Below are 23,853 nucleotides of genomic sequence, written 5' to 3'. Positions count from 1 at the left end.
GCGCGGGGCGGCGCCTGCCCAGGCCCGGGCAGACGCGAGCGGGCACGAGCGGGCCTGGGAGGCTGTACTCCGCTGGAGCCATAACTGCCTCGGCTCACGCCTGCCCGCCGAACGACCGACGATAAGCTGCCGGCGAAGCCGGCCAGCTTCATCGGCTTGTTCGGCGCCCAGGTGGCGGAGCCGCGCACCGCCATGGCGCCACCATGCTTTCGGGCGTTCATCGACGCCTTCGGCGGCCCCGACGACGGGCGCCGGGCACGGCCGAGCACCGCCTGGCCCGCACGAACGCCCTCGCGGTTGCTGCCCGCCGAGGCGATCCAGCTCGGCACGACGGCGGATGCAAGCGCGTCAGGCGGCGCGGCGGACCTGGTCGAACACCCCCTGCAGGGCGTCGCGGATGAGCGTGCTATCGCGCCGGCGAAAGCCCTCCAGGATGTTCGCGACGGGCGTGCCGGGGCCGGTGCCGTACCGCTGCGCGCGATTGCCGTCGAGGACCATGAGCTCCGGGCTGTCGACGCGCTTCGGATCGAGGTCGAAGTACACGCGCTCCCGACGAGCGACCACCGGCGGGCCGGCCAGCTCGAGCATCGGTCGCTCCAACAGGGTTCGGATCACGTCGGGCTCGCCGCCCGTCACCTGCTCGAGCCGCAAGCGTTGCCACGTCCAGATCAGGTAGCGGTGCAGGCGCCGCACCTGCACTTCCCGCAGCTCCGTGCCGCGATCATCGAAGCCCCAGAACGATCCGAGCGCGACGTCGATGCACTTGAGCAGGTGGGCCCGGGCATCGGACGTCTTGCCAGAGGTGTCCCGTTCGAGCGCGTAGTCATGGAGCATCGCCCATACATCCGCGACGTAGTCCACCTCTTCAAGCAGCTTCGGGAAGCGGCCGATCCGCGCGCTTGTTGCGGAAGTCAGCCCTTGCGCCACTTCGTGCAGCCCCTCGTGGAGCAGGAACATCCGACCGGCGCGCCGCAGATCGTCCTCGCCGGGCACCTGGCGCGCGATCCCGGCGAGCAGGACGTCACCGAACTGCCACTCGCGGCTCGCTGGATCGAACCGGAACTCGGCGAGCGCCGAGGGCCCCTGGCCGACCCGCACGTTCTCGAAGCCTGCCTTCCAGAGCGGCGGCAGCGCGGCGAGCCGAAGCCCGGGGTTCCACGCGCTCGCGGTATCTTGAAACAGTGTCGGCAACCACGTCTCGGCCTTCGCGGCGTGGCGCTTCAACGTCGTGCCGTACGCCGCGAGCCGCGCCCGCTCCTCGTCCCAGAGGCGGCGCGCGGTGCCCGCCCGGTCCCGCGCGACGTCGTCGAGCACCAACGTGGGTTCGCCGTCCTCCTGGAGCACGATCGCCGGCGCGTACTTCGGCGAGCTCTCGCGCATGTACTGGTAGGTCTTCACACGCGGGTGCTTCGTGGGCGAGACGCACGCGCCGAGACGGAACGCCATTCCCACCGGCGCGGAGACGAAGACGTGGACCCACTGGGCGTTGGGGCAGTGCTCGATGACCGCGTCCAGGGCCCGCACGAACTCGGTCGCCACGGCCTCGAGATCGGCCGCCGAGCTGAGCGCGTCGGTGTGGGTCGGAGCGGTCTGAATGGAGATCTCCGCGATGGCCTCGGGCACGACGTCGCGCACATCCTGCAGATCGATCGCGTGGGACGTCGCGACGCGAATCGCGACGTCGCCGCGCGCCCGCACCTTATCGCGCGGCACGCCCTCGACCTTGACCTCGATGGTCTTGTCCTCGCGCTGCCAGCGCCAGCTCGGGCTGTCGTGGCGCTTCTGGAAGGGATGCACCGTCGCCCACGTGCCGACCCGGAAGCCCAGGAACATCGCGAGCGGGATCGGTGCGGCCCCGAAGTAGGCGACGTGGTAGCCGTCCGACTTTTCGAGCAGCGGCCGGAGGCGCTCGGCCAGCGCCTGCTCCGTTCGTTGCCGCGCGTCGACCCAGTCGATCAGGCCGGCGGCGTGCATCGGCACGCGCACTTCGTCGAGCGACACCTCTACGCGCGAAAGGGCGTGGGTCTCGGTGGAAAGGGCCTGCACCATCTCCGCGGAGGAGATGGTCCAGTGCACCGGATGAGCGAGCAGGATCAAACCCGTCGCGGAGGGGTTGAGGGTCGCAGAATGTTCCGTGTTCATAGGTCGTTGGGGTGTTCAGGGAGTTGGGTGAGCACTTCGGCACGGGTACCTTCCCAGGCAGCGACCGCGCGGGTGCCAACGATGAGAAAGAAGAGGGACGCTGCGTCGTAGCTGTCGCGCGCGAGCCGGCGGCGCCAGTCGCAGCGGTCGATCCACGACGGTGTGGGGGTCTCCTCGGGGTGCGTGTGCCACTCGCCCAGGTATTGACAGGTCCCGCGGGACGCTTTCCAGCGGTCATCGATCACCCGCTGGTGCGCGCGCCGGCTCCGGTGGAAGCCTGTGAACCAGCGACGGTCGCCTGGCATCGGCGTCGTAACTTCATCCACGATCACGTGCGGCGCGTCGCGGAGGTAGCGCCCGAGCAGCACGCCGCCCGCCTCGGCATCGCGCCGCGTCCGCTGTTGAAACGCAACCATGGCCGCCAGCGCCGGCGCCGACACGACCAACGTCGATCCGTCGCGGCGCAGGAATCGTAGCCGCGCGGTCAGCTCGGATGACATACGGGACACCCCGGTCGCAGCAGTTGCGCGCTCGTGAGCTGGGTCTGGATCCCGCTTCGCTCGTAGCGGATCGTGGTCTCGAACCCCGCACCGCGGAACGCCGTCGCGTCGCCCTTCCATGAGGTGAGCACGCTCTCGCTGATCGCGTCGCGCAGCACGGCCACGGCTGCGCGCGAGGCGCTCGCGGCGAGTTGCTGGGCGTCGACGTCTCCGAAGGCGACGTGCTGGCTGCCGCACCCGAGGACATCCCGCGTGTACCGCGCGCCCGGCCGCGCGAACGCTGCACGGCAGACGAGCGTGCCGTCCTCGTCGCGGGCGTACAGGCACTCGTAGCACCCGCGCGGCGTCGCGCCGACGTGCGTGACCAGCGCGTGACCGCCCAGCCCGAACGGCTCGAGCCATGCGAAGATCGCGGGCGAAGCCGCTGCGTCGCGCAGGATCGTCGCGTTGACCTGCAACTCGACGGTCGGGTTGCCGGTCGCGAGCACCACGACGTCGAAGTCACGAAAGGCTTCGGGCTTGTCCGTCGCCCACGTGAGCACGTCGTTGAGGTGCGTCCGCACCTCAACGAAGGGGAGCAGCCGCTCGATCTCCAACTTGAGCCCGACGACCTTCTTCTTTCCGAGGTACGCCCGCCCGCAGACGTGGCGGTAGGTATTCGCCGGCACGAACTCGTCGAAGTCCATCAACTCAATGATGCCGACGCCAGCGCGCGCGAGGTTCATCGCGACGTGTCCACCGACCGCGCCGCACCCGACGACGAGAACCCGGCGCTGCCCCAGGTCCGTATCAGCACCACCGCGCGGGAGCACGAACCCGCGGTCGACAGGTTCGAGGCGGCGCGGCGCGATGACGTCGTCCCGGAGCCTTCCTGGGTCCAGCGGATGCCCATCGCCTCGCCGCCGAATGGCGACCGCCACCAGCCCGCGCCGACCCGCAGGACGCGCCACGCCGAGGACGACGAGAACCTCGCGCGCCCGGCAGTGCTGCTCGATGTTGCGCCAGAGGGTGCGGTCCTTCGAGAGCGTAGTCAGGGCGAAGGCGCGGAGCCCCTCCGCGGAGCAGAGCTGGCGAGGGTGGAAGTCCGGGACCGCGGCGACGCCCTCGACCGGCACGTACACGGCATTGACGAAAGTGAGCCGCTCCACGTTACGGGACTGGCGGAACGCCGCGAGCGCGGCGGGGGAGTCGGCGACCGCGACGCGGATGCCGTGGTCGAGGAACAGCGTGACGAGCCGCGCCCGGGCATCGGGCTCGATCAGGCTCAGCAGCGTCGGCGCCTTCGGGAACGCCGCGCTCCAGTACGCAACGATCTCGTCGGCAAACTCCCGCGCTCGGTCGCCGTGCAGTCCCGCACGAAGGGTCGCCGCCACGAGGTTCAGCGCTTCGCGGACGATCCCGAACGGGTCCTCGCGGTCGAGGAGGGGCTCGTCGCGCGGGCGGTAGCAGACCGCGCCGTTCGGCTCCACGTGGGGCAGGGCCGCGAACTCGCCGCGAGGGTCGACGGCCACCACCGGAAGTCGCGAGGGGAACCCGACCGGGAGTCCCACCTGCACTCGCGCCACCCGGTCACCGAGATCGAGCGCTCCCTCCACGGCTGCCGTGAGGGTGCGGTCCCGATACCACGCAGCGCGCGGTTCGATCGGGCGAGGATCCCGAAGGTGCCCCTCGGTCCCCAACCGTTCGAGGTACGCGTGATGCGCGGCGGGTACCGTAGTGGAAGGCGCGAGCATGCGCGGCTACGCGGAGACACCCGACGACGTGATCGCGCGGTTGCCCGACTTGGCCGTCTCCTCCTTCGGGGGCACCGGGAACCGGCTCCCGAACTGCTTCTGCATCTTGGTGCAAGCCTCGACGGGGTCCTCCTCGCGCTCCACGGCGTCGAGCAGGTCCCGCAATCCGACGAGCTTCGCCTTGAAGTTGCGGCTCTGCGTGTCGGTCATCTTCGCAAACACGTCCTTGTTCGGGACCACGGGCAGCGCGACCAACAGCCGCTCCACCTGCGTGCCGGGCGTCTCCTGCGACACGACCAGCGAAAAGTCCCGCACCATCGCGTCGACGAGCCTGCGCATGGCCTTGCGGTCGTCGCAGGTGGTCTTCATGGTCACGGGGTCGATCGCCACCTCCGGGCGGAACAGGCGGCCCGCGGCGATCGTGAGACCGATGCCCGGCGGCGCGCTGTTGCCGTTGTGGTCGAACATGCACGACTTCCAGCCTTTGAGGGCTCGCACGACGCGAAGAAATTGGGTCTCCTCGTCGCCCTCGAAGCGCTCGGCAACCCACGCCGTGAGGCCCTTGGGATCGGAGAGCCCCCACTCGCGGTGCTCGGGCGCGGAGTTGAGCTTGCCCTTGGCGAGGTAGAGCGTGCGCGGGTCGGCCTCGGTGTTGTCGCAGGTGTAGATCGCGAGGTCGACGTGGTAGGCTAGCTCGCCGTCAATCTGGTACTTCACTGTCACGCAGGACCGGCGCACGACGGTGCCGAGCGGGGTGTGGTCCTTGAGCGCGTCGTAGACGAGCTCCTTGAGGGTGACGGGGTTCTCGTACTCTGACTTGGTGGCGTTGAAGTCGAGGCCGACGTCGATGTCGTAGTCGCCGTTCTCGGGGTCGATCCCCGTGCCCATCTCGTAGCTGCCCTGGTTGAACCACCGGAAGGTCGGGATGTCCTTGCCCTCCTTGCGCATCGCCCGGAAGCGGTCGCGGAGTTTGTCGAGCACCGCGTCGCGGCGCTTCACGAGCGTCGCGTTCTCGTCGTAGCGGGTGAGCCGGATCTTGTCGTCGTACTGCTCGAACTGTTTTTGGACGTTGGCCATGGGTACCCGGGGGTTGCAGCGTGGGCCGAAGGGCAGTCCGCCGCGCGGATTGCCCGAACGTCGTGCGCGGTCATGATCGTGCACTACGTTTGCGAGTTAACATACGGTCGCTGTCACGTAGGCACGATCAGTTCGGCCGGCAAGTGCCGCCACGCGTACTCGTGACATTGTCTGTCACACGCAAGCAAGGGTCGAGGCGATCCAGCTCGCGCCGACGTCGATCTCGGCGATGCCGAACGCGCGCCCTGCCGCATCGAGCGGACAGCCTGCCGCGCCGAACGCTCCTTCCGCCGCCGAGAGACCCTCCCGCCTGACGCGCGTGGCACAGGACCCGCCCGCCGAACGACTGCGGCTCTGCCGCGGGGCGCCGGGCCGCGCGCAGCGCGGCGCAGGTGCAGTGCGACCGGCATGACCCACAGGCAGGAGGTGCAAGTCCAGACCCGGGGCCCTGACGGAGGGAACCCGACACCGAGGAGGCAAGGGCGCTGGCTGCACGGCCTTGAACCCGCGAGGGGGGCGTCTGGTGGAAGCTGTAGGTGCACGACCGTGTCGAGCGAGAGCGAAGCGCCGTGAGGCGTCTGCGCCGGGTGAGCCGGCTGCCAGCGGTGAAGCCCGATCTCCGTCGGAGGCGCAGGCGTAGGGGCGACGGGATGGTCGTGAAGACTGTGGGGACTTACCCGGTGAGCTCTGCCGGGTTCCGCGCCAGCGGTAGCCCGTAGGACGGAAGGACGAAAGGTCATGGCCCGGCAGAAGTCAGAGGACCGCATGGTACCGAAAAGCCGTCGAAAGGCGGCCGTAACCCGGCGGGGCGACCCGCTCGGGGGAGGGAAGGCGGTCCCGGTCAACGAACGGACGGGGCAGCTTGGGATGCGCTTCGGGACAGCCGAAGACCTGCCGGCGCGAGCCGGAAGGGCCGACGGCGTTGCGGACATGGGCCGACCCGTGGCTGCGACGCGCGCGGCGCCGAAGCCGAGGCGCAAGAAGAAGACAGCCACGTCGGCGACGATGGAAGAGGTGACGGAACGACTGCGGGAGGCCTTCGAGAAGGTGGCGTCGAACAACGGAGCCCCCGGCCCCGACCGGCAGAGCATCGAGCAAGTGCGCGAGCACCTGCCCAGGCTGCTGCCAGAGCTGAGCGCGGCCCTGCTTGCGGGAACGTACGTGCCCGGAGACATCCGGCGCGTGTGGATCCCCAAGCCGGGAGGCGGTGAGCGTGGGCTGGGGATCCCCAACGTGGTGGATCGCGTGGTCCAGGAAGCCGTACGGCAGGTGCTCGAGCCGCTGTACGAGCCGACATTCCACGGGAGCAGCCACGGCTTTCGGCCCGGCCGGAGCTGCCACACCGCGATCGCCCAGGCCCGAGGCTACGTGGAAGAGGGCTACGAGTGGGTCGTGGATCTCGACCTGGAGAAGTTCTTCGATCGAGTCCACCACCAGCGGCTCATGGCGCGGCTTGCCCAGCGCGTCACGGACCGCCGGCTGCTCGTGGTCATCGGCCGCATGCTCAAGGCGCGGGTGGTCATGCCGGATGGCGTGGCGGTGAGCATGGACGAGGGGGTCCCGCAAGGCGGCCCGCTCTCGCCGTTGCTCAGCAACATCGTGCTGGATGAGCTCGACCAGGAGCTTGCCCGGCGCGGGCACCGCTTCGTGCGCTACGCGGACGACTGCAACATCTACGTCGGTAGCGAGCAAGCGGGGCGACGGGTCATGGCGAGCCTGGTGAGCTTCATCGAGAGGCGGCTGCGCCTGAAGGTGAACGCCGCCAAGAGCGCCGTAGCCCGTCCCGAGGAACGGCACTTCGTTGGCTTCCGTCTGCGGCGCGAGCCGCTCGACGGCGAGGTCGAGGTGCTGCTGTCGAAGCGCTCCAAGGAGCGCGTCGACGCCGCCATCCGCGAGCTGACGCCGAGAAACTGGGGAAGCTCGCTGCGAGCCTGCATCCTCCAGCTCAACGCGTTTCTGCTCGGATGGCTCGGCTTCTTCGGCATCTGCACGGCAGGGGTCAAGCAGACGCTCGAGGGGCTGGACGCGCATGCGCGGCGCCGGCTGCGCGCGATCCAGCTCGCGCACTGGAAGACCAAGCGCACGATCGTACGGAAACTGATTCGGCTGGGGGTCAAGCCTCGCACGGCGTGGCGCAACGTCTACGGGGGCCGCAAGTCCCGGTGGGCGCTGAGCCACTCGCCGGCGGTCGACCGAGGGCTCCGCAACGCGTACTTCGCCGAACGGGGGCTCGTGTCGCTCGCGGAGCAGTGGGAGGCCCACGCCCGGCGCATCGTCGCCCCGGTGCAGCTGACGCTGCCGCTGGGATAGGAGAGGTCGTGAACCGGCCGGCGGCGGGGGTCGCAACCCGCCGTCCCGAAGAGCCGGATGTGAACAGCACTTGTCCGGTTCTGTGAGAGGCGCCCCCCGGCAACGGGGGGCGCCTACTCGATCCGCCGGCAGCAGCCGCTTGTTCGGCGGCTCCCAGCGGAGATGGAGTACATCGAAGCGGTGAATCATGCCCTTCCCCAGACGCGCGAGCGAGTGGAGTCGTAAGCGAGTACAAGCGCCGAGTGCTCCTTCTGCACGACACCGTGCGCAGCGAGGGCCATCAGGTACCGAACTCGCAGGTGCCCCTCGATGAGCCACAGTTTCGGTGCATGTTCCTGTCGTCCACGATAGACGAATCCGTTTGGACTCTCCAGCAGCAGCACGGGAAAGTCCCAGGTGCCGGTACTATTCATCGTGATCATGGGCTGACACGGCAACTCGCGCATGTGCTCGAAGACCGCCAAGAGGGACTCGGGAGTCCGGTCTGGGATTGCGTTGCCACCAGCGCCAACCGCAAGCAACGTATTCGTCTCAAGGTACACGGCCCGGCACTTGAGGCCCCGCAGTGGCAAACCGAAGTACTCCGAATACGACCAATGGCGAAAGACCCATTGCTCGAACACTCGCGGATCCAGATCCGGGAGTTCGGCTTGGTTCCGTTTCCACCACGTGGCAAAATCCTCATGATCAAACGACTCAAACCCTTTCGGTCTGAGTCGATTGGGCCACCGGCGACCTCTTCTAGTGAGCACCAAAGGCATGGAGCGGCGATTCCTCTTATCCTCGTCAGTGCTGGCCCCCGCACGAGCAATGGCCAACGCCGCGGTACGCACCTCCTGCGACCCTTCCGGCGCCGCAGTAGTCGCGATGAATTTTCGCTTTCAAACTAAGAAACACCTTACAACCTCTTGGGTTTGACCAAATCCATAGATTGCGGTTCCACGGCGCCGCGTGCATGTGGGCGCACCTGCCGTTCGCGCCATGGCCGATAGTGAAATCGCCGTTGCTACCCGCCTGGGTCAGAACGATCTGCCAGTACTGCTGGAAGTGCTGCGCAGCAAGCACACACTGCGGATGGGTGAGGTTCTTGGAGATCGAGACCTTCGCCATTAGTGGGACCCTTGCAAAGTGTTGGGTGTGCGATCGTTGCGCCGTCCTACACAATGTCACCGTACGCCGCACCGGAGGGCTCCGCAACGCCTTCCGCCCGCCTAACGACCGACGATAAGCTGCCGGCGAAGCCGGCCTGCTTCATCGGCTTGTTCGGCGCCTCAGATGACGAAGCCGCCCCGCCATGGCGCCGCCATGCTCTGGGCCGCGTTGGCGGAGCGGCATAACCGCAGCGGAGGAACTCAGCCGATCCGAGCGGCATCGTCCGCCTCCTGCGGGCCGAATGCGGCGTGCACGTCGCCCCAGAGCAGGTACGCGAGCGGATCGATGGACATGCCATCTCCGTAGCGCGCGTCGCGAAGCACTTCGGCGATCGGCGTGCCGCTGAGCATCCGGGGTAAGCAGCGTTTCAGCATCTCCAAGGCCTCTCCGTCCCCCACCGTCCAGATTGGCGCGATGACGGCCGCGGCGCCGCGATGCAGAAAACTCTCCGCCAGGCTGACGACCGTATGCCCGAAGTGCCCGTCCGCCGCTCCCGCCTCGCAAATGTTCAGGAGGACGAGGGCGTCTTCGAGCGCCTGCTTCGGCGTCCCCCGGATGTCCGCTACCGTCAGGTACTGACTTCCCAGCCCCAGCTTCGAGAGGAGTGGTGCATCTCTATTGAATGTGCCATGTCCGGCGACGTGCAACACCGAGATAGGTGGATCGCCTCTTCGAAGGGCGCCAAGGAAGCCGTCCCTGGTTATCGGCTTCAAGCGTGTTGCCCCGAGCTCCTCGACCAGCCAAGCCGCCTCCTCTTTCGTGCGAGGAAGGCTCTCCTTGCCCTTGTAAGCCGGAGCGACCGTGAGGATGGTCCCGCCCCTTCTCAGCCGAACGCGGCGAGAGTCAATCCGGCCGCTTGGCCATCGCGCAATGGGATGCGCCTCGCAGAGCAAGGTCGTGCTCGACCCGTCGAGGCATGGACGGGCGAGTTCCCAGGGGAACCCCGGGTCGTCGCTGATCACCTGGATATCGAAGCCCTCGCCGAGCCGCTCGCGAAGCGCCTGGTATGCCTCGCGAAAGGGTTTGGGGAGACGCTCGTAGAGCAGATCGCCGAGCCCCTGGAGCGTGCTCCGAGCCTGCCCGGCGTCCATCGCGACCGTCGTAGCGAAGATGCGTCGGCACTGGGCGACGTCGTCTCGTTGCAGCCGGACGCTCCCGCAAGCCTCATCGGGCATGCCGGGGAGGTGCTGGAGCTCCTCCCTCGTCAAGACATTGTAGACGTACACATCCGCCAGCTCGTCGTAGGCCATTTGCAGCGTGAGCGCGGGGGGCTCGGCATCGAGATCTATCTCGATGCTGGCGGCGATGGGCGAGCCACGCGGGTGAGCGGCGTCCAGGGTGATTCGGAGGTCCGCCCAGCCACAATTACGGCCACGAAAGCTGAAGAGCGCGCAGAGCCGGATGCCTTTCTGACCCTCTTCTGGAGCCACCTCACCCTCCGTCTCGAAGGGCAGCGAGGTGCCGTCCGGGTACAAGGTAATGACTCCGCTCTCGCGCCCGGCCTGGATTCGGATGCCGGGGGCGACGATGGACACGTCCACCGTGAGCGCCCGCCAGGGAGAGGCGATGTCTTCCAACCGAAGCTGGCCGGCGAGACCGGCGGCCCGCCGAAGATCCACCCGGATCTTCACGCTCTGCTCGGGGGAGACCAGCGCGGGAGCCTCGAGCAGCGGGTCGTACGACAGGGTCTCGCGGTGCTCGGCGCTGGCATGGTCGGACTCGGTTTCCGGCGCACCTCCCTCCCCGCCCCAACCCGGGATCCCCTGGCCCACGTAGCGGCGAACAAGCTCGATGAACTCGGCCGCCGCGCGACGGTGCTCCGGTGACCCGGAACGGAGCGCCAGCTCGGTCGCCACCAGCACCTCCCGAGGGCTCGCATACGATGCCGCGGCCGCGAGCTGGATTCCTGGATATACGGGCGCCTGCTCGTTCTCCCAATAGAGCCGGAACAGCTCTGCGACGTCGATGCCCGCCGCACCCTCGATGATGCTCATCACGAGCACGCACATGGTGTTTCCGCCGTCCGAAATGGCGAACTCGTCGTGCCGATAGAGGAAAGGTTCCGCGCTGACCGGATCACGCATCCGGGCGAACTGACGCACGAAGAGGGCTGTTACCGCGCGCCCGCGCAGCCTTGGATCGACCTGGGCGAACCCAGGCTCGAATCCGACGACGCCGCGCGCTGTCCGCCTGTCCCAGAGCTCCTGCGATTCCGCCGCCCAATCGGGGGCGCGCTCGATCCACCGCTCGACCGTCTGCTTGGCGCCCGCGATCTCGGTCTCGGAAGCGACGCGCTCTGGAGCGCGTGTCTCGGCACCGGGCCAGCGATGGGGCTCTTGGGGCTTGAGCGTATGCTGAAGGGTGGCCCTCGCGTCGGTCGGAGAGAGCGGGATTCGTCCTATCGATCGGCGGATCTCGTCCGAGAGCAAGTCAGCTCGCTCGTGCAGCACGAACTGCTCGGAGCCATCGACCGAGATCGCCGGCTCCCACTCCCAGCCCGGAAGAAGGCCGCGTTGTCGGAGAAAGACGTCTACCGGTCCGAGAAGCTTTCCCAGCCGACCTTTGCGCAGTCGGGCCGCAAGCGATTCGACCTGCCAGGCGATTTGCCATGCTCGGTGGTTGATGTAGGGCGGCTTCAAGCGATACCGGAGTCGCCGCTCTCGGAAGAACTGGAGCAACGCGTCCGGCGCGCCGCCTACGGCCAGCGCTAGCGCGATCCAGAAGCGCACCGCGGGGTGAAGCTCTCCGGCGAAGGCTCTTTGCAGCTCGTCGCGGTCCAAGCCCCGAAAGATCGACAGGTCTCGGGCGGCAACGACTCTCACCTCAGGATCGGAGCTTCGCAGCTGCCGTAGCAGAGCGGGGACGACCGCTGGCTCCTCTGATCGGGCGAGGGCGGAGATCAGGTGCTGGCGTGGCACCTCGGCGAGGGGTTTCTCGAGCAAGTCGAGGAGCACGGCGCGCAGCGACGGCACAGGGATCCTGGTCGCGTTGCGGAGGATCTCGGCCAGGGTGGGCTCGTCGAAGGTCGCGGCGCGATCGAGGAGGAGCCGGGTATTGGCGGCGACCAGCGACCAGGCCCGAGGCGTGAGGGACAGGCGCACAACCGCGCTCAAGGAGTGCTTGGCCACCTCCGGCGATGAGTGCACCACGTTGGCGACTAGGGGCGCGATCTCGTCGCCTCGCAGCGGCTGGAGCCATCGCAGCTCGAAGCCGGTAGGACGCTCCGCGGCCATCATGATCCTGGTCGCGCCCTTGAGTCAGGGTGGCGCCCTGCCTTGAAGGAAACCGCTATCATCACAGACGGAGGCCATCGCCGCGTCAGGCTCATTTCCCTAGTATTGATCATGTTTGCGTCCACCATCTGTCGCGGTTTACGGTTTCCGCGCGGCCTACAACGCCTGCCTGCCGAACGCTGCGGTAACCCGCCGCGCAAAGCGCGGTCGGGTTCAGTGCTGAGTTCGGCCGGTCGGCCTTCATATGGTTGTTCCAACAATTGCAAGATCGCAAAGCTTCTGTTTGAGCAGGCTTACCAGCTGCGAAGGCCCTCTCAACGCCGTAACGTCGGAGGACGTAAGTACGACGATTCGTCGCCGTTCCCGCAGCGCCGTTGCGATCGTAAGGTGTGCGTCTGTGAGCGACTTAGCGTCTCCGGTGATCCCATTGGCGGCAAATAGAATGCCGAGTTCAATGCCTCTGTTTCGAAGCTTGGTATCGAACCAGCTTACCTGCTCTGAGCCGACGGCTGTGGTCCAGTTTTTACACTCCACGAGGATGATCCAGGGGAGGAAAGGAACTGCGGAAGAGTGTTGGTCATTCCAGAGGGCAACGTCAATTTCCTCCGTTTGAAACGGATTCTTTGCGTTGCGGCGATTCACTTCGACTCCCCTGATCGACGAGAACAAGTGAGCCACAAGGTCTTCGAACAGTTTTCCTTTGCTCTGACTTGTTTTAGCGCGCAGAGAGGCTTGCAGCAGTGCGGCAGTCGTGGCTGCGAACTTGGTCGCCATTATTGCCCCACACCGTGTATTTTCCGGTTTCTCAGCGAGCGGAGCAGGTCGAACAAGCTTGATCGAGCGAGGCCATCAAGCAGATCGTCGACCGTCAGAGCGAGAACGTGCGCCGCTTGGCTGAGATGCGCATTGACGACCGCACCCGCGGGGCCCTCGCGATATACCAGGATTCCCCATTGAGCCTGCGCTGCATTCACAGTCACCGTCAGATGGGCGAGGGCTCGCGCGAGCCCCCGTTCGTCGATTTGGTCTTTGACTTCTACCAGTACCGGTGCGCCCAGATATGGCTCGAGAGCGTCGGACCAGATCGCAAGGTCTATTTCCCGTGGACCAATTCGTGCATTGGACTTTGCTTCGATGCCTGCATCGGTGAAAACTGTCGCGACTAGTTCTTCCAGATCCCTTCCTCGTGCAGTGCGAGCGCGCGCCCGATAAGAAGGAATCAGACTCGCGACGTCCGGTCCCGCTAGGCGGGAGGTGCGACGCTTGGGTCCGGGCGGTCTGAAGTTCGGCAGGGCGAATTCGAGAGCTTCCCTGTTGGTAATGGTTGCGCGCACCACAGGGACAGAAGACAGACCCACGGGGAGCGCAACTGAGGGAGGGGCGATGATAAGGATAGGGGTACCTCGCCCGACCGCGAATCCAAGGTCGAAGAAGGCGGCGGACGGGTCGCTGACATCAAGGACCCCAACTACGAGGTCGGCGCGCCCAAGGGCCTCACCTAGAGCCGCAAGCCAAGTGACGCCGGCGCCCATCGCCGTAGGCGCTAATACCTCGTAACCGTTCTCATGGAGCACCTCTATCAGCACAGTTAAGTCTGCGCCCCCTGGAGCGATGATCAGGCAGTGTCGATCATTTTGACGCGTCATCGTCCGGTCCCTCCGGGCGTCTCATGGATACTCAGTCGAACGTCGCAATCATCTGTGCCGCGCGACATATCTTCGCATTTTTTACATGTAGGCTGCGAACCGCGGTGCCCGATCACCGTGTTCTCGCGGATGAGTCGCGGCACCCCGCAGCATATCTACATATTCCCGCGGATAGGTCGCGATCTTCCGCAGGCTATCTGCGCATCTCCGGAGATAGGCCGCCGCTGCACAACTACGTATCGCCGTTGAGGGGCTTCGGACGGCGACGGTGTGCCGCAAAGCAAGATGCGTGCCTGCAATTGATTGCCTCGGGCGACCGAAGTGCGGCCCAAATATCCGCTGGCCTCCGCAACTCGCGCCTGCCCTGCGCCGATGAGGGTCAATGCGGGTCCGACGAACCGGCCCCAACCAATCGGAACCATCCCCATGACCCTCATCGAAGCCGTGCGCGCCACCATCCGGCGCCTGCATTACTCGCCGCGTACCGAAGAGGCGTATGTCCACTGGATCCGGGCATTTATTCGCTTTCATCACGGCAAGCACCCACGGCAGATGGGCGCGGAAGAGGTCACGGCCTTCCTCAACGATCTTGCGGTCGCGCGCCGCAGCGCGGCGTCCACGCAAAACCAAGCGCTGTGTGCGCTCCTCTTCCTTTACAAGCGGGTCCTCGACCTGCAGATACCCCGGCTCGAAGCGCTCGAGCGTGCCCGCCGGCCGGAGCACCTCCCCACGGTCCTCTCGCGAAAGGACGCGCTCACCTTGCTCGAGCACCTGATCCCACCTTTTCGACCCATCGGCGAGCTTCTCTACGGAAGCGGCCTCCGCCTCCTCGAAGCGCTTTCGATTCGCGTCAAAGACGTCGACCTTGATCGACGGCAAATCATGGTGCGCCGCGGGAAAGGACAGCACGACCGGCCGGCCTTGCTCCCCGCTCGGGCGCGCGACGAGCTGCAGGTCCAGCTCGACGCCGTGGCGCAACGGCACAAGAAGGAGCTCGCGGCTGGCCGCGGCGAGGTCGACCTGCCCCACGCTCTGCGAGCGAAGATGCCAGGAGCAGCCACGAGCCTCCCCTGGCAGTACCTCTTCCCCGCCTCTCGCCCTTGCACCGATCCAGCGACGGGTCGACAGGTCCTCTACCACCTGCACGAATCGGCGGTGCAAAGGGCCGTGAACAATGCCGGACGGGCGTCGGGGCTCACCAAGCGCGCGACATGCCATACCCTCCGCCACAGCTTCGCGACCCACCTGCTCGAGGCGGGCACCGACATCCGGACGATCCAGACATTGCTCGGCCACAAGGATGTGCGGACCACGATGATCTACACCCACATCGTCGACCGCGGCCCTCTCGGCGTGATTAGCCCTCTCGACCGCTGACCGCCGCTTGCGCGTGGCGCGCCTTGAACTCCGACCCCACTCCCACGTGCCGCCCCCACGCATCGCGGAAAGGTAGCGTAGCCGACGGCTGCCCCATCTTGTCAAGGAGGCCAGCGCCAGGACCGTGCGGTCTCTACACCAAATGAAGGCGCGAGCGGGTCCTTGATGCGCTACCCCTCCGAAGCGAAGGAGTGCCCCTGCAACCTCCCGGCCGATCAGCCACGGGGCTGTTCAGGTTGCCGCAGTTCGCCGAGCTCTCCACCACGCGGGACGGCCCGCAGCAAAGCACGCGCCGGCGATGCGCCAGGTGGAGAAGGGCGCGGATGGCCGCGGGCTGTCGAGCTGCGGACACTGGGGGTTGACTGTCAGGTGCCGGCGGGACGCTTGCGCGGCCGGCCGCGCTTGATCTCCGGCATCGCGGCGCTGCGGAGAAGAACTCCGGGCGACACATCAAGCGCGTTCGCGAGCCTGACGAGCGTGCCGAGGCTCATGCTCTGCCGCCCAACCTCGATCGCCTGCATCGTCCGCAGCTCGATCCCGGCGGTTTCCGCGAGCTGCTCCTGCGTGATGCCGCGCTGCTGGCGTAGACGCCGCAGGTTCGCCGCAATGTAGAGCAGGAGGGTATCGAGCGTGAGCGTTCGCACGCCGTTCGCGTACCCCCGCGCCGGGTTCAGAATAATGATCCAGCAGATCGGATTTCATTGACCTGCCGGCTGTCAGTTCGTAACGTGGCGAGACCACAAAAAGTGCCGCCCGCGGGTGCTGCTAACACCCCGGGCGGCGTGGCCGAACCCCGCACGAACGAGGTCCGACATGGAAACCGTACGTCTACGCCCTGACCAGGGCCAAGAGATCGATCCGCCCTCCCGTCGCCGCCCCCGACCCGCTGCTCGCAGCCGCCTCGCCCGCCCGCCCAAACCCCTTCACCACCAGCCCCCGCACCCCTCCGTCTACCTCGACCCCAGCGCGCTCCTCGAACAGCGCCCGCTCATCCGCCGCACCCTCCGCGCCCGCGGCGTTCTCCCCGCCGATCTCGACGACCTCACCCAGGACACCCTCCTCGGCGCCTGGCGCAGCCTGCGCGCCGGCCGCTTCCGCCCGTCCCCCGCGCTTCCTCCCGCCGACGCCCTCCGCCGCTGGCTCGCCGGCATCGCCTCGCGTCAGGCCTCGCACGACCGGTCCAAGGCCCACCGCCGCCACGAGCTCCCCGCGGTCGACCCGGACCGCCTCTCCGCCTTCGCCGCCCCCTCGCCCGAGGCCCGCCTCGTCGCCCGCGGCCTGCTCCGCGCCTTCCACCGTCTCCGCCCCGAGCTGCGCGAGATCCTGTCGCTCGCCGCCACCGGCCTTTCCTCGCTCGAGATCGCCGCCTCCCTCTCGCTCCCGCGCCCCACGGTCGCCACCCGCCTGCGCCTCGCGCGCCGCCTCTTCGCCCGCGCCCTCACCCGCGCTCGGAGGTGGCCCCGATGAGCCCGATGAGCCGCGCCCCCGTCGACGCCCCCGCCGAGACGGCGGCCGAGCTGCCGACCGCGACCGAGGCCGCCCTGCTCGAGATGGTGCTCGGCCTGCCCGGCGTCGGGCCGCGCCTGCTCGGCACGGCCGCTCTCCCCGCGCTCGGGCGCCTCTCGCCCGCGGCGCTGGCCGAGCGCACCCAGATAGCGTTGTTCGACGCGACCCGGCTCGCCGCCGCCTTCGAGCTCGGCCGCCGCTACCACGCCGCCCGCGCGCGCCGGGGCGCGCTCCTCAACGACGCCGCCCGCGTGGCGCGGTACTTCGGCCCGAGGCTCGCCTCCCTGGTCCACGAGGAGCTCTGGATCGCGGCGCTCGACGGCCACGGCCGCGTCCGCGAGACGCGCCTGCTCGCCCGCGGTGGCGCCGACGTGCTCACCATCGACCGCGCGACCGTCCTGCGCACGGCGCTGGACATGGCGGCCCAGAGCTTCGTCCTGGCCCACAACCACCCCAGCGGCGACCCGACGCCCACCCGCGAGGACGAAGACATGACCCTGGAGCTGCGCCACCTCTCGGCAGAGCTGCACGTCCCGCTCACCGCCCACGTCATCGTCACGCCCAGCGGCCGCTACGCCGCCGTCCACGAGTAGGGCCTCGCCACGCGCAGCGCCCCGCCCCGCCGCCGGCGCGCAGCGCCGCTGCGGTGGGGCGCCCCCCGCCCCCGCGCATCCAGCCGAAAGCCTCCGGCGCATCGCCCCGGCCGGCAGCCCCGCCGCGCGTTCGCTCTCCTCATCGCGGCTGGCCGGGGAGGAGCCGGGGTGCTCCTCGTGCTAGGCTCGACGGCGAGGCGAGCTTGCCTCCCGCGTCCACCCCAGCGCGATGTCGACCGCCACCGTCACCCTCGCTCTCCCCGAAGCGCTCTACCAGCGGCTGAGGGGGACTGCGCTCGCGACCCGACAGCCGCTCGAAGCCGTGATGCTACGCGCGCTGAGCCTCGGCAGCCCTCCCGCCTGGGACGACGCGCCCCCGGAGTTCCAGGTCGACCTCGCCTGCCTCGACAAGATGGACGACCAGGCGCTCTGGCAAATCGCGAAGAACCACAGGTCCGAAGCAGAGCTCGCGCGCTACGACGAGCTGCTCGACCGGAACACCCAGGGGCTCCTCACGCCGGCGGAGCGCATCGAGCTCGAGCGTCTCCGGCACGAGAGCGACCTGTTCATGCTCCGCAAGGCCCACGCTGCGGCGCTCCTGCGATGGCGCGGGCACGCCGTCGCTTCGCCGTAGCGCGCGCCCTCCACGAGATGGAAGACGGACTGCGGTGTCAACCTACGTCTCCGAACTGCTCCGCTCTCGTATCGAGGAGGCCGATCGGCGCCGCTGTCAATACTGCCTGACAAGCGAGGCCAATAGCGGAATTCCCCTGACTTACGATCATATCACGCCGGTCTCGAAGGGCGGGCCGACCTCGTTCGAGAACGTATGCCTCGCATGCCGCCCATGCAACGAGTTCAAGGCAGGCGCCACGGAATCGGTCGACCCGCTGACGGGAGAGATCGTGCCGCTCTTCAATCCGCGCCTCCATCGCTGGAGCGATCACTTCACGTGGAGCGTCGACGCAACCAGGGTTATGCCGCGGCCGTGCTGGCGAAGAGCGATGAGGCGTGGCGCGAGGAGTACGGGGACAAGGCGCTCTGGCTCGTCCGGGACATCGCGAACCCGAGCACCAAGGACACGTTCTTCACGCCGTTCCGCAGTATGGATTGGTTCAGGGGCCGCTCGTGGGCGTCGGGGCTGTTCCCGTTCGCGGACGGCCGCAACCAGGAGTCGACCTCCGAGGCCGTCAACGCGTGGTACAGCATGCAGCTCCTCGGCGAGGCGCTCGAGAACAAGGACGTGGAGAACCTCGGCCGGGTGCTCCTCGCCATGGAGACGGCCTCTGCGCAGACCTACTGGCAGATCACCGCGGACAGCACAGTTTACCCCGACCGGGCCGGCATGATGGAACCGCCAAGGCGCCATAACACGCCAAGAATCTTATTTTCTTGGCGTCCTCGGCGTCTTGGCGGTTCAAGAGCCCCCACCTTCGGCCAAAGTACCCTACCACCCGCGTCCCTGAGCCCCCCGCCCCCTCAATCGATGGGCTCGACCCGCACGTCGACCGCGAGGCGCTCCGCCCCGCCACCCACGTAGATCGTGCCCGAGGTCGGCGTCGCGTCGACGTAGTTGCGCCCGACCGCGACGCGGATGTGATCGGTCTGCGTCAGGATCCCGTTCGTCGGGTCGAAGCCCTTCCACCCGATCTCCGGCAGGTACACCTGGACCCAGGCGTGCGACGCCTCGCTCTGCCGCTGGTTCTCGTGCTTCGGCCCCGTGTAGATGTACCCGCACACGTAGCGCGACGGCACGCCGAGCAGCCGCGTCAGGCAGATGAACAGGTTCGTGAAGTCCTGGCACACGCCGCGGCGGTTCGCGTACACGTCGAACGCCGTCGTGAACAGGTTCGTCGACCCCTGCTTGTACTCGTACTCCTCGAAGATCGACGCGTTCAGGTCGAGCAGCGTGTCGAGCAGATCGTAGCCGTTCCGCTCCACGAAGGTCATCGCGTACTCGCTGAGCTCCGCGAGCTCGCTCTCGGGCAGCTCCGGCGGCAGGAGGAACGGCTGCAGGATCTGGCGCTGCCACGGCATCCACACGAGCGGGATCGTCGACCGGGCGCGCAGCGGGCGGAAGCTCAGCGGATCGGTGTCGAGCAGCTCCACCCGCGACCTCGACTCGATGACGAGATCGTTGAACGGCGTGTCGAGCAGCACCCGCCGCGCGCGGTTGCCGAAGACGTCGTCGTACTCGCGATGCTGGCCCTCGACCGACACGTCGATCTCGTTGTGCAGCAGCGTCTGCATCCGGTCGTGCGCCGGCGTCAGCCGCAGGAGGTGCGTGCTGCGCTCCACCGCGGTCGCATAGTGGTACGACGTGCGGTGCACCACCTGGAAGCGGCGGATCGCCGCGTGCACGGGGCGCCGGACCGGGCGCGACGAGAGCGGCGGCGTGGACGACGACGGCTTGCGCCGGTCGGTGCGCGGGGACGCCGTGGCCCGGAGCGCCCCCTGCCGCAGCACCACGAGGTGCCCCGGGGGCACGCGCTTCCAGGCCGCCGGCCGCCCGCTCGCGTGGACCTTGAGCTCCTCCGACGAGACGATGACGCCCTTGCGGCTCTTGACCCCCCGGCGCGTCAGGTCGACCTCCAGATCGTCGTCCCCGAACGCGAGGCGCTCGTACGGCGGCAGCACCTCCCACAGGAAGGCGTCCCCCTCGCGATCGCGATCCGCGTAGACCACCAGATCGCGGCCGTCGGCCAGGACCGACGTCAGGGGGCCGTGCTCGTTCATCTCGTCGAACCAGTCGCGCAGCACCGCCGGATCGACGTCGCCGATGCTCCGGAGGCCCTCGGACGCCATCCAGCGCATGAGCTCGCACAGGATGAGCTCCGTGTCCGTCGAGCCGACCGGCTGGAAGAGCGACTTCGGATCGACCTCGATCCGGTCGACGAGGCTGCCGCTGTGCGCGAACAGCCAGTCACGCCCGCCCCAGCTCCGGCTGAACGGCTGCGTGTTGGCGTCGTTGACGCTGCCCCACGTCGCCGTGCGGATGTGCAGCACGAGCAGCGACGACTCGAGGTGCTCCCACGCCTTCACGAGCTCGCTGCGGATGCTCCCCTGCGGCGGCGCCGGCTCCTTGAGCACCGAGGCGCTCGGCTCCCCGCCGGGGTAGTAACCGATGCCCCAGCCGTCAGGCAGTTTGCGTCCGGGCTGCAGGCAGGTGAGATCGAAGCATGGGGCGAGCTCGCCCTCGAACGACATCGCGAGGAGATTCGGCATGGGTGCGTCGGCGACTGTTGCGGCTACTGGCTCGTGACCGTGGGGTTGCTGTCGGGCGGCCCGTAACCGAGCAGCTCGCGACCGATACCGTCGCAGATCATCGCCGTCTCGTCGACCACATGGGTGAGCGCCGCGTGGACCGCCATCGGGTCGAACGCCTCGGTGGCCCTGTCGGCCACCCACTGGTGCAGGAGCTGGAGCCGCTCGAGGCTCTCGCCGCCCGGGAGCGCCACGCTGTCCGGCGGCCGGATCTCGCAGAGGCGCGCGAACGCCGCGTGGACGCAGTGCCGGATCGAGCGCGGGAAGCGCGGCTCGTACAGGAGGAACTGGGCGACAGCCTGCTCGCTCACCTGACCCTGGTTGAGCTTCATGAACGGCTCGAACCCCGAGCAGGCGCGGAGGAGCGAGAGCCAGAGCGCCGTCTCCACGACCCGGTGCTGCCTGCGCAGCGCGCCCTGCGCCTGGGCGCTCATCTCGGACGGCGGCGGCGGCGGCAGGTTGGTCAGGGCGTGGTGATGCACGTCGAGCGTGCGCGCGGTCTGCCCGACGCGCTCGAGCAGCACGCCGAGCCAGATGAAATCGAGCGGCGTGTCGTTGAGCATCGTGCTCTGCGTGAGCCCGAGGCAAAGCTGTGTGAGCTGGCGTACGCGGCGGTAGAAGGCGTAGCGGCTCGACCTGAACTCCTCCCGCGCCTCCTCGCTGTTCACCCAGAGGTGGAGCTCGTTGACGGTCTCCCACACCTCGAGGCTGACGACCTCCCGGATCGACCGCGCGTTCCAGCGCGCGGCCGAGATCGAGCTGCGGAGGCTCGTCGGGTTGTCCTCGTCGAAGCTCATGGTGCGTTGCACGAGCTCGCCGTCGGCCGCGGCCTCCTCGCCGTGCTCGGCCCCGAAGTGCGCCTTCTGCCCGGCCACGATGATGACCGGCAGCCAGCACTGCTGCGTCGGGATCTCGGCGTCGAGCGCGAGGTTCTGCGTGACGGCGAGGATGCGGGCCATGTTCTCGGTCCGCTCGAGGTAGCGGCCGAACCAGAAGCAGTGATCGGCGACGCGGGAGATCACGGGGCCTCCGGGAGGGCAGAGCCCGGCGCCGCGCCGGGAGGGTCGTTGTTCACGGCAGCGGAGCCCGCGCCGGGAGCGCCGATCGAGGGTGTGCGCTGCGCGTTCTCCCCTGAGCCCTTCAGGACCCAGGTGTCCTTCGAGCCCCCGCCCTGGCTCGAGTTGACGACGTAGGAGCCGGCCACGAGCGCGACGCGCGTGAGCCCGCCGGGCAGCACCCACGAGCCGTCGCGGCCCGTCAGCACGTAGGGGCGCAGGTCGAGCCTCCTCGGGACCGCGGTCTTGGCGGTCGGGTCCCAGGTGGGGCTCGTCGAGAGCTCGATCCGGTGCTGGGCGATGTAGCGGCGCGGCGTCGCCTGGATGCGCGCCCGGAACTCGTCCCGCTGCGCGGCGGTCGACTGCGGCCCCATCAGCATGCCGTAACCGCCGGCCTCGTCGACCGCCTTGACGACCAGCTGGTCGAGGTGGTCGAGCACATAGCGGCGGTCGTCGTCGCGCATGCAGAGGTAGGTGGGGACCTGCTCGAGGACCGGCTCCTCGCCGAGGTAATAGCGGATCATCTCCGGCACGAAGGGGTACACGGCCTTGTCGTCGGCCACGCCGTTGCCGGGCGCGTTCGCGAGCGCGACGTTGCCGGCGGCGTAGGCGCGCATCAGGCCGCGAACGCCGAGCAGGCTGTCGGGGCGGAAGGCCTCGGGGTCGAGGAACGCCTCGTCGATGCGGCGGTAGATGACGTGGACCCGGCGGGGGCCGCGCGTCGTGCGGACGAAGACCTGGTCCTGGTCGACGAACAGGTCGGGGGCCTGCACGAGCTCGAGCCCCATCGTGCGCGCGAGGAAGCTGTGCTCGAAATAGGCCGAGTTGTAGGGCCCCGGCGTGAGCACGACGGCGCTCGTGCCGCTCGGGCTCGCGGGCGACACCGAGCGCAGCGTCTCGGCGAGCCGGGCCGGGTAATGGTCGACCCGCTGCACGCGCGCCTTGTCGAGCAGGTGCGGCAGGACGCGCTTGCTGATGAGCCGGTTCTCCAGGACATAGGAGACGCCGGACGGCGTGCGGAGGTTGTCCTCGAGGACCCGGAAGGTGCCGGCCGGATCACGGATGATGTCGACGCCCGCGATGTGGATGCGCACGCCGCCCGGGGGCCGCAGGCCGTGGACCTGCTTCAGGTACTGCCCGGAGCCGAGCACGAGGTCCCGGGGGACGCGCTCCTCCTTGAGGATGCGCTGGTCCCCGTAGACGTCGTCGAGGAAGAGGCCGAGCGCGCGGACGCGCTGCTCGAGGCCCCGCTCCATGTGGGCCCAGTCCGCCGCGGAGAGCATCCGGGGGATGAGGCAGAGCGGGAAGATCTTCTCCGCGCCGCGCTGATCCGCGTAGACCGAGAACGTGACGCCCTGGTTGAGCAGGGCGAGCTCCGCGAGGTGCTGCGCGCGCGCGAACTCGTTCGGCGCGAGCGCGCCGAGGAGCGTGGCAGTGCGCAGGAACTCGGGGCGAGGAGCGCCGTCTCGACCAAACAGCTCGTCGTAGGCGCCGGGGAGGGGAGTGTAGCCGGCGAAGAGGCCGGCACCCGGGTTCTCTAACAACACTGGAGTGAAGCTACCGCTGGACGGCCCCCGAGGTCCATGGGCCATTTGCGGTTTCTGCCGTGATGGAGGCAGTGGCGCGGTCGGCCGATCGACTCTGCCTACTCGGCGTCGAGGATCTGGCGCTCTCTGGAGCGCGTGAGCTCGTCGACCGCGGCGAGGAAGGCGTCGTAGTCGATCGGCTTGGGCAGCACTTTAGCGACACCGAGGCTCGTCGCGTCATGTTTTGAAGACGCGGATGAAACAATGACTGGTATACGGGCCGTCTTCTCGTTGTGCCGGAGCGCCGTGAGCAGGCCCCAGCCGTCCATCACCGGCATCATGATGTCGACGACGAGCAGATCCGGCGGCGCGATCTGGTCGAGCAGCGCCAGCGCCTCCTCGCCGTTCGAGGCGCAGCGCACCTCGTAGCCGCCCTCGCTCTCCAGGATCATGCTCACGACCTCCTGGATGTTGGGCTCGTCGTCCACGACGACCACGAGCTTGGCGCGGCTGTTCGGCGCGCTCGATCGTGTTCGTACTTCCGCGTTGCGCCGCACCGTCCGACCTCCGAGCGTATCGACCAGCATGCCGTTCTCCCTCGCGCTCTCCGGACCCCGAATTCCCCGGATGAACGAGAGTATTCCCCACGCGCTCCGTTCCGTCGCTGCGTGGAATCCAAGATTGAAAGCTCAGGAGACTCCCGAAAGCGGTGGGGTCCGCGCGCTTGCGTCATTACGCC

Annotated in this window: 20 protein-coding genes and 1 pseudogene; 7 read left to right on the top strand and 14 right to left on the bottom strand. The window is 68.2% G+C overall.

Annotated features, from left to right (window positions below):
• Window positions 1-348: 348 nt before the first annotated feature.
• The 4 genes from WMF29_RS37785 to WMF29_RS37770 are packed head-to-tail and all read right to left on the bottom strand — an operon-like array spanning window position 349 to window position 5,452.
• On the bottom strand, window positions 349-2,142 hold the full coding sequence (locus WMF29_RS37785; protein WP_437324952.1) for an SAVED domain-containing protein: 1,794 nt from the start codon (window positions 2,140-2,142) through the stop codon (window positions 349-351).
• Complete coding sequence (locus WMF29_RS37780) at window positions 2,139-2,642, bottom strand: Mov34/MPN/PAD-1 family protein (protein ID WP_437324951.1); 504 nt, start codon at window positions 2,640-2,642, stop codon at window positions 2,139-2,141. Before WMF29_RS37780 ends, WMF29_RS37785 begins: the two co-directional genes overlap by 4 nt.
• Window positions 2,627-4,375 carry a ThiF family adenylyltransferase gene (locus WMF29_RS37775; protein WP_437324950.1) on the bottom strand — a complete coding sequence of 583 codons (1,749 nt, stop codon included), beginning with the start codon at window positions 4,373-4,375 and terminating at the stop codon, window positions 2,627-2,629. Before WMF29_RS37775 ends, WMF29_RS37780 begins: the two co-directional genes overlap by 16 nt.
• A gap of 6 nt (window positions 4,376-4,381) precedes the next feature.
• Window positions 4,382-5,452, bottom strand: coding sequence for a nucleotidyltransferase domain-containing protein (locus WMF29_RS37770; RefSeq protein ID WP_437324949.1), 1,071 nt, complete (start codon window positions 5,450-5,452; stop codon window positions 4,382-4,384).
• A 738-nt stretch (window positions 5,453-6,190) separates the two neighbouring features.
• On the opposite strand from WMF29_RS37770, the gene ltrA reads away from it, so the two are divergent.
• A complete protein-coding gene (gene ltrA / locus WMF29_RS37765; protein WP_437324948.1) occupies window positions 6,191-7,762 on the top strand; it encodes a group II intron reverse transcriptase/maturase in 1,572 nt (523 codons plus the stop codon).
• Between the two features lie 185 nt (window positions 7,763-7,947).
• Here the strand turns inward: ltrA and WMF29_RS37760 are convergent, their stop codons facing one another.
• The 5 genes from WMF29_RS37760 to WMF29_RS37740 form a co-directional block, all read right to left on the bottom strand.
• On the bottom strand, window positions 7,948-8,385 hold the full coding sequence (locus tag WMF29_RS37760; protein ID WP_437324947.1) for a hypothetical protein: 438 nt from the start codon (window positions 8,383-8,385) through the stop codon (window positions 7,948-7,950).
• Between the two features lie 163 nt (window positions 8,386-8,548).
• Window positions 8,549-8,872, bottom strand: coding sequence for a hypothetical protein (locus tag WMF29_RS37755; protein WP_437324946.1), 324 nt, complete (start codon window positions 8,870-8,872; stop codon window positions 8,549-8,551).
• 242 nt (window positions 8,873-9,114) lie between these two features.
• On the bottom strand, window positions 9,115-12,150 hold the full coding sequence (locus WMF29_RS37750) for a CHAT domain-containing protein (protein ID WP_437324945.1): 3,036 nt from the start codon (window positions 12,148-12,150) through the stop codon (window positions 9,115-9,117).
• A gap of 237 nt (window positions 12,151-12,387) precedes the next feature.
• Complete coding sequence (locus tag WMF29_RS37745) at window positions 12,388-12,921, bottom strand: restriction endonuclease (RefSeq protein ID WP_437324944.1); 534 nt, start codon at window positions 12,919-12,921, stop codon at window positions 12,388-12,390.
• Window positions 12,921-13,793: a hypothetical protein gene (locus WMF29_RS37740; RefSeq protein ID WP_437324943.1), complete on the bottom strand. Its 873-nt coding sequence runs from the start codon at window positions 13,791-13,793 to the stop codon at window positions 12,921-12,923. Before WMF29_RS37740 ends, WMF29_RS37745 begins: the two co-directional genes overlap by 1 nt.
• Window positions 13,794-14,219: 426 nt before the next feature.
• Here WMF29_RS37740 and WMF29_RS37735 point away from each other — a divergent pair, with 426 nt between their 5' ends.
• Window positions 14,220-15,170 carry an integron integrase gene (locus WMF29_RS37735; RefSeq protein WP_437324942.1) on the top strand — a complete coding sequence of 317 codons (951 nt, stop codon included), beginning with the start codon at window positions 14,220-14,222 and terminating at the stop codon, window positions 15,168-15,170.
• A gap of 365 nt (window positions 15,171-15,535) precedes the next feature.
• On the opposite strand, the gene WMF29_RS37730 is transcribed toward WMF29_RS37735, so the two are convergent.
• Window positions 15,536-15,814 (bottom strand): helix-turn-helix domain-containing protein, encoded by a 279-nt coding sequence (locus tag WMF29_RS37730; protein ID WP_437324941.1) that lies wholly within the window; start codon window positions 15,812-15,814, stop codon window positions 15,536-15,538.
• A gap of 169 nt (window positions 15,815-15,983) precedes the next feature.
• On the opposite strand from WMF29_RS37730, the gene WMF29_RS37725 reads away from it, so the two are divergent.
• The 5 genes and pseudogenes from WMF29_RS37725 (at window position 15,984) to WMF29_RS37705 (ending at window position 18,809) form a co-directional block, all read left to right on the top strand.
• On the top strand, window positions 15,984-16,637 hold the full coding sequence (locus WMF29_RS37725; RefSeq protein ID WP_437324940.1) for an RNA polymerase sigma factor: 654 nt from the start codon (window positions 15,984-15,986) through the stop codon (window positions 16,635-16,637).
• Window positions 16,638-16,642: 5 nt separating this feature from the next.
• Window positions 16,643-17,269, top strand: coding sequence for a JAB domain-containing protein (locus WMF29_RS37720; protein ID WP_437331208.1), 627 nt, complete (start codon window positions 16,643-16,645; stop codon window positions 17,267-17,269).
• A 229-nt stretch (window positions 17,270-17,498) separates the two neighbouring features.
• A complete protein-coding gene (locus tag WMF29_RS37715; RefSeq protein ID WP_437324939.1) occupies window positions 17,499-17,903 on the top strand; it encodes a hypothetical protein in 405 nt (134 codons plus the stop codon).
• 34 nt (window positions 17,904-17,937) lie between these two features.
• Window positions 17,938-18,120, top strand: a pseudogene (locus WMF29_RS37710) (HNH endonuclease); the annotation flags it as partial.
• 101 nt (window positions 18,121-18,221) lie between these two features.
• Window positions 18,222-18,809 carry a glycosyl hydrolase gene (locus tag WMF29_RS37705; protein ID WP_437324938.1) on the top strand — a complete coding sequence of 196 codons (588 nt, stop codon included), beginning with the start codon at window positions 18,222-18,224 and terminating at the stop codon, window positions 18,807-18,809.
• Here the strand turns inward: WMF29_RS37705 and WMF29_RS37700 are convergent.
• From WMF29_RS37700 to WMF29_RS37685, 4 genes are read right to left on the bottom strand one after another with little or no spacing between them, the layout of a single operon-like run.
• Window positions 18,749-20,494: a class II glutamine amidotransferase gene (locus tag WMF29_RS37700; protein WP_437324937.1), complete on the bottom strand. Its 1,746-nt coding sequence runs from the start codon at window positions 20,492-20,494 to the stop codon at window positions 18,749-18,751. The genes WMF29_RS37705 and WMF29_RS37700 overlap by 61 nt on opposite strands.
• A 23-nt stretch (window positions 20,495-20,517) precedes the next feature.
• Window positions 20,518-21,555, bottom strand: coding sequence for an alpha-E domain-containing protein (locus WMF29_RS37695; RefSeq protein ID WP_437324936.1), 1,038 nt, complete (start codon window positions 21,553-21,555; stop codon window positions 20,518-20,520).
• Window positions 21,552-23,180, bottom strand: coding sequence for a circularly permuted type 2 ATP-grasp protein (locus tag WMF29_RS37690; protein WP_437324935.1), 1,629 nt, complete (start codon window positions 23,178-23,180; stop codon window positions 21,552-21,554). Before WMF29_RS37690 ends, WMF29_RS37695 begins: the two co-directional genes overlap by 4 nt.
• A 53-nt stretch (window positions 23,181-23,233) precedes the next feature.
• Complete coding sequence (locus WMF29_RS37685) at window positions 23,234-23,701, bottom strand: response regulator (protein ID WP_437324934.1); 468 nt, start codon at window positions 23,699-23,701, stop codon at window positions 23,234-23,236.
• Window positions 23,702-23,853: the final 152 nt, after the last annotated feature.

It is taken from the genome of Sorangium sp. So ce381, assembly GCF_051473845.1.
GTDB classification, from domain to species: domain Bacteria; phylum Myxococcota_A; class Polyangia; order Polyangiales; family Polyangiaceae; genus Sorangium; species Sorangium atrum.
This window is presented reverse-complemented; position numbering and strand designations above follow the sequence as displayed.